Source organism: Amycolatopsis sp., assembly GCF_036008905.1.
Lineage (GTDB): Bacteria > Actinomycetota > Actinomycetes > Mycobacteriales > Pseudonocardiaceae > Amycolatopsis.
This window is the reverse complement of the sequence record NZ_DASYMU010000046.1, coordinates 1-5247: the sequence shown is the minus strand read 5'-3', so window position 1 is coordinate 5247 and position 5247 is coordinate 1. Positions and strand designations below refer to the sequence as shown.

Annotated in this window: 4 protein-coding genes; all 4 read right to left on the bottom strand. The window is 66.8% G+C overall.

All coding sequences use genetic code 11. The annotated features are described in order from the left end of the window. Positions 1-457: recombinase family protein (locus tag VGP60_RS09480; RefSeq protein WP_327547537.1), on the bottom strand; the 457-nt coding region annotated here is incomplete at its 3' end. A gap of 482 nt (positions 458-939) precedes the next feature. Continuing rightward, positions 940-2694 carry an LpqB family beta-propeller domain-containing protein gene (locus tag VGP60_RS09475; protein ID WP_327547536.1) on the bottom strand — a complete coding sequence of 585 codons (1755 nt, stop codon included), beginning with the start codon at positions 2692-2694 and terminating at the stop codon, positions 940-942. After that, on the bottom strand, positions 2691-4412 hold the full coding sequence (gene mtrB / locus VGP60_RS09470) for an MtrAB system histidine kinase MtrB (RefSeq protein ID WP_327547535.1): 1722 nt from the start codon (positions 4410-4412) through the stop codon (positions 2691-2693). The genes VGP60_RS09475 and mtrB overlap by 4 nt, the downstream gene beginning before the upstream one ends. A gap of 17 nt (positions 4413-4429) precedes the next feature. Beyond that, entirely contained in the window at positions 4430-5107 is a 678-nt protein-coding gene (mtrA, locus tag VGP60_RS09465) for an MtrAB system response regulator MtrA (RefSeq protein WP_200318740.1), read from the bottom strand. Between the last annotated feature and the right edge of the window lie 140 nt (positions 5108-5247).

Here is a 5247-nt window from a genome sequence, read left to right as displayed (position 1 = left end):
GCCGCGACGTGTCATCGCTGGACCGGGCGGCGTGGGCAACCTCGATGCGCAGGATGAACCGGTCGTCAGGGTCGGCGAGGTCCCGCTCACCATGAGCGGAGAACACCCGGTACCCGTGCTCGGCCAACTCGATCAGCGCTTCGAGGTCACGCGGCTGGCGAAAGAGACGATCGGTGTGCCACACCACGCACCCATCAGACTCACCCGACTTCACCCGCTCAAGCAGGCGTTCCCAGCCGGGCCGCCGGACGGTGCGCTTCCACGCCGACAAACCGTCGGAAAGTTCCATGCCCAGCACGCCGCCCGCGCGTTCAATCACCTTCGCGTTGTCGGCGTGCTGGGTCTCGACCTTCTCCAGTTCCCCGGTCTCGGGGACCTTGGACAGGCGGCCGTAGGAGTCGAGCACCAACGGCCGCCGTGCCCGCTGACCAGCACTATCCTGGGTTTCATCGCTCATACCCTCGACGGTAGGTCAACAAAAGGTCGTTCGCCAACGCCGCTTTGGGGACATGACCAGGTCCGATTGACCACCACCAGCCGTACCCACCTGGTGCTACAACTAACCCAGCCACGCCACCTCGAGTGGTGACGCAGGTGGCCAACCACAAACCCGGTCCACTTTCACACAAAACGTGCGCACGCCAAGTCTCGAGCTACCGCAGTAATCCCGTTGGGCGGCAGGCGAAAAGACCACAGCGCGCGCCCTCTTTTGGCCGAAGGCCCACGGTTTCGCGGCGGCAGGGCGCCTACAACGACACGCGACTTACGCACCCGGTCACGCCCTGGCGACGCGAAACCGTCAGCGCGCAGAGCCGCCGAAAACACAGCGATGCCGCGCGAACCTCAGGACTGAGATGAATGGACCTTTCATCTCAAAAAACGAGATGAAAGGTCCATTCATGCCACGGCCAACCCACCCACAGCGACCCGCAAAACCCATCACCCGGGATAGAAAGGATAAGCCCCAACGGTCGAAGGAACATGTGGCCGCCAAACCTCACCCAACTCGTTGGCGATCCACAACCCGCCCCCATCAGCCACCACAATCGCCCGACTAGGCGCAGCCGTAACCGCGTGCAACGGCGGAGTCAGATTGGAGCTGTTATAAGTGTCCATCCGCTGCCCGTCAATAGACACCTTCACCACCGGCAACGAAGCAGTAGACGTCGCGGCAACCAACGTCTCCTGATCCTTCCAATCAACATCGACCACACTCGTCAACTCACGCCCGAACAAACTCCGGGGCGCCCGCAGCGAAACCCCGTCGCTGGTCCGCACCACCGAAGCCACCACCAGTTGCCCGCTGATCACCGCGGCCACCCGAGCCCCATCGCGAGACAGCCGCAACGCCGTGATCTTCCCCAGCGGCGTCAGCTCGGTGGAGTTGACGCCGATGGTTCCCCATTTGCCGTCGGGGGTCTGCACGATCCGCACCACGGTATGACCGTCGATGACCGTCCAAACCTCACCGGCGACAGTCCCTCCGGCAGGCGTGGGCCGCCAAGTGGGCCGGGTCAGGATGTCGCCGCTCAGGTCGAGGGCCTGCGCGTCCCGCCCGAACTCCCCGACCCGCAGCACCATCCGCCCGTTCGACCGCTCGATCACCGCGAGCCGTTTGCCGTCGATCGATTGGGCGGCGCTCAGCACGTTGTAGGCCCCGCTGCCCGAAGGCCCGGGCACCGGCTGCCCGTCGGCGAGCGACTTCACCCGTCCGTCGATCGTCATCAGCCCCTGCAATTCGGAGCTGGGCGACGTCGAAAGGCTGTAGGACGGCAGGTCGCTGCTCCGCCAGGAATCGTGATCCGGCACGAGCGGCGTGCCGTCCGAGAGGATCTTGATCCGGCTGCTCGTCACCACCTGCAGGGACAGCGCGATCTGCGCGGCGATGAGCCTCTTCGTCTCCAGCGGCTGGTCGCTCACGCCGGTCAGCGGCACGACCAGCGACCCGTCCTCGGACGTCGTCACGTTGGAATCCTGGGTCGCCTGATCCGGGATGAGCTTGGTGACGGCCCCGGTCAGCGCGTTGGACGGCCCCTTCAGCAGCAGGTCCATCACGCGCCCGGGCAGCCCGATCTGCGGCTTGGCGACGAGGTAGCGCTGATCGGGCACAAAAGTCCCCGAATCCTGCGAATAGAAGTTCAGCGAAACGCGGACGTAGTTCTCGGTGAAGTCGGTTTCGGTGAGCACGAGGTTCGGCGGCGGGTTGGTGATCCGCCATTGCCCATCGGCCTGCATGCGGACGTGCATCGGCAGCTCGAACTCGCTGGAGGAGGGGATGAACGCGCTGTCCGTCCCGAGGGTCCCGACCTCGGAGCCCCGCAGCACCACGGTTTGCTCGGACTTGTCCATCGGATCCGACGGGTTGAGCTCGTCGACCCCGTTCACCGTGTTGAAGGTTTTGTCGATGATGGTGATGGCAGGCGACGGCTTCCAGGTCTTACGCGATTCCTCGTCGAGATAGACCGCCGCGGCGGCGTAGCCCTGCGCGGGTTTCGCGGACTCCTGGACGAACTGCCGCACCACACTCAGCGGGTCGAGGCCCTTCACCGGCTCGGGGACGTCGACGTTGCCCTGCGCGGGTTTGTCCCCCGAGACGACCGCCGGCAGCGACTCGCCCGGGATGTTCGCACAGCCGGCCGTAAGCAGTACACAAAGGACCGAAGCCAGCAAAGCCCTGGTACGCCTGGTCTTCATCGTCCGACCTCCTCGCGGTCGCCGAGGATCGCGTCCGGCGCGAGCTGGACCTCGATCAGCGGACCCCGTCCGCTCTGCGTTTCGTCGGGCACGAAGTCCGCCGGTGGCAAGGGAAGCGGGATGTCCGTCATCTCCCGGCCCTGGTACCGCGGCAACGTCAGCCGGAAGCACGCGCCGTGGCCGATTTCGCCCCAAGCCTCCAGCTCGCCACCGTGCAGCTTCGCGTCCTCCTGGCTGATCGCGAGGCCGAGCCCGGTCCCGCCGGTACGCCGGTTCCGCGATGGGTCGGCCCGCCAGAACCGGTTGAACACCAGATCCGCCTCGCCGCTGCGCAGTCCGACGCCGTAGTCCCGCACGGTGACGGCGATGGCGTCTTCGCTGACGCCGACGGTGAGGATCACCGCCCGGCCGTCGCTGTGGTCGACGGCGTTGGCGAGCAGGTTCCGCAGGATCCGCTCGACGCGCCGGGCGTCGACCTCGGCCGAGGCCTCTTCGTCCGGCAGCACGAGTTCGACGGCGCTGCCCGCGCTACCCGCGATGACCCGCACCTGTTCGACGGCGCGGCGCGCGATCGGGCGGACGTCGATGAGATCGGCCGTGAGCTCCTCGACCCCCGCGTCCAGCCTGCTGATCTCCAGCAAGTCGCCGAGGAGCGCCTCGAACCGGTCAAGCTCGTCGACGAGCAGTTCGGTGGAACGGGCGAGCCCGGCCGGGAACTGCTCGCGCGACGCGTGCAGTACGTCGGCGGCCATCCGGACCGTGGTCAACGGCGTGCGCAGCTCGTGGGAAACGTCGGACGTGAAGCGGCGTTGCAGACCGCCGAAGTCCTCGAGCTGCCGGATCTGCCGCTGGATACTGGCCGCCATCTCGTTGTAGGACACGGCGAGCTTGGCCAGATCGTCTTCGCCGAGCACGGCGAGCCGCTGCTCCAGGTCGCCGTCGGCGAACTTGCCCGCGGCCGCCGCGGCCTCACGCACGGGCCGGACGACCTGCCGGGTCACCAGGTTCGTGATCCCGGCGAGCAGCAGCAAGAGCACCAGCCCGCCGACGAGCAGCGTGTTCTGCACGGTGGAGACCGTGTTCTGCTCCGACGTCAGCGGGAAGAGCAGGTACAGCTGAACCGGGTTCGCCGTGGTGGTCACCGGGGAGCCGACGATCATGTACGTGGTGTGGACACCGTTGAGGTCGGTCGTGTGGATCTGCCAGCTGAGCTGGTTGGTCTCGACGAACTGCTGAAGCCGCGCGGGCACCTTCGACAGCGGCCCCGCGGCGGCCGGGCCCCCGCCCGCCTCGTCACGTCCGCCGCTCGCGAGCACCGGCTCGAACGTGCCGGCCGCGGAGCCCGACGCGGCCTGTGTCGTCGATGAGCTGCTGGCGATCTTCTTCAGCGCGTTGGTGAGCCTGTTCTGGACGGTGTCCTGCGGCTCGGACCCGATCCCGACCAGCTCACTGGCCGCGGTGTCGACCACGGCCTGTGTCTGGGCGACGGCGGCGTTCTGCTTGGTGTCGATCAGCCGCTCGGTGATCTGGTTCTGGAGCACCATGCCCAGCACGAAGACCACCGCCGACGACAACGCGAGGGTCGACACGGTGACACGGAACTGCAGCGAACGCCGCCACAGCTCGCCGAGCGCCACGGAGCGCCGGCGGCCGAGGACGACCAAGCGCCCGGCGAGTTTCGCGGTGGAGTGCGCGAACGCGCCGAGCCGCTCTTTCATCTAAGTATCTTCAATCCTTACGGCGGGCCGGCTTTGTAACCGACTCCGCGAACCGTCAGCACCACCTCAGGGTGTTCCGGGTCCTTCTCGACCTTGGACCGGAGCCGCTGAACGTGGACGTTCACCAGCCTGGTGTCCGCCGCGTGACGGTAGCCCCATACCTGCTCGAGCAGAACCTCACGGGTGAACACCTGGCGCGGCTTGCGCGCCAGCGCCACCAGCAGGTCGAACTCCAGCGGGGTCAGCGGGATGGCCTTGCCCTCCCTGGTGACCTCGTGCCCGGGGACGTCGATGGCCAGATCACCGATCGTCAGCGACTCGGCGGGCTCGGACTCGGTCCGGCGCATCCGCGCCCGCACCCTCGCCACGAGCTCCTTCGGCTTGAAGGGCTTCACGACGTAGTCATCGGCGCCGGACTCGAGGCCCAGGACGATGTCCACGGTGTCGCTCTTCGCCGTGAGCATGACGATCGGGACGCCGGATTCGGCGCGGATCGCCTTGCAGACGTCGATGCCGTTCATCCCCGGCAACATGAGGTCGAGCAGCACGAGGTCGGGCTTCAATTCGCGCAACGCGGGGAGCGCGCGGGAACCGTCCGCCACGACCGCCGTGTCGAACCCCTCCCCACGCAGGACGATGGTGAGCATCTCCGCGAGAGCAGGGTCGTCGTCGACAACCAAGACACGTGCCTTCATGCAGACATATTCGCACTGTTCAGCCCGGCCATGCGCACGACCCGGCGATCTGACCACCAGAAAGATCAACAGATCGCCTTTTTCGGGGTACCCCGTAGTCCATTCGGGCGGCGGGGACAAGGGGAAGTTTACCGACAGCT

Excerpts from the sequence above, each read along its gene's own strand:
- VGP60_RS09475 (WP_327547536.1), bottom strand. The coding sequence starts at position 2,694 with ATGAAGACCAGGCGTACCAGGGCTTTGCTGGCTTCGGTCCTTTGTGTA.
- mtrB (WP_327547535.1), bottom strand. The coding sequence starts at position 4,412 with ATGAAAGAGCGGCTCGGCGCGTTCGCGCACTCCACCGCGAAACTCGCC.
- mtrA (WP_200318740.1), bottom strand. The coding sequence starts at position 5,107 with ATGAAGGCACGTGTCTTGGTTGTCGACGACGACCCTGCTCTCGCGGAG.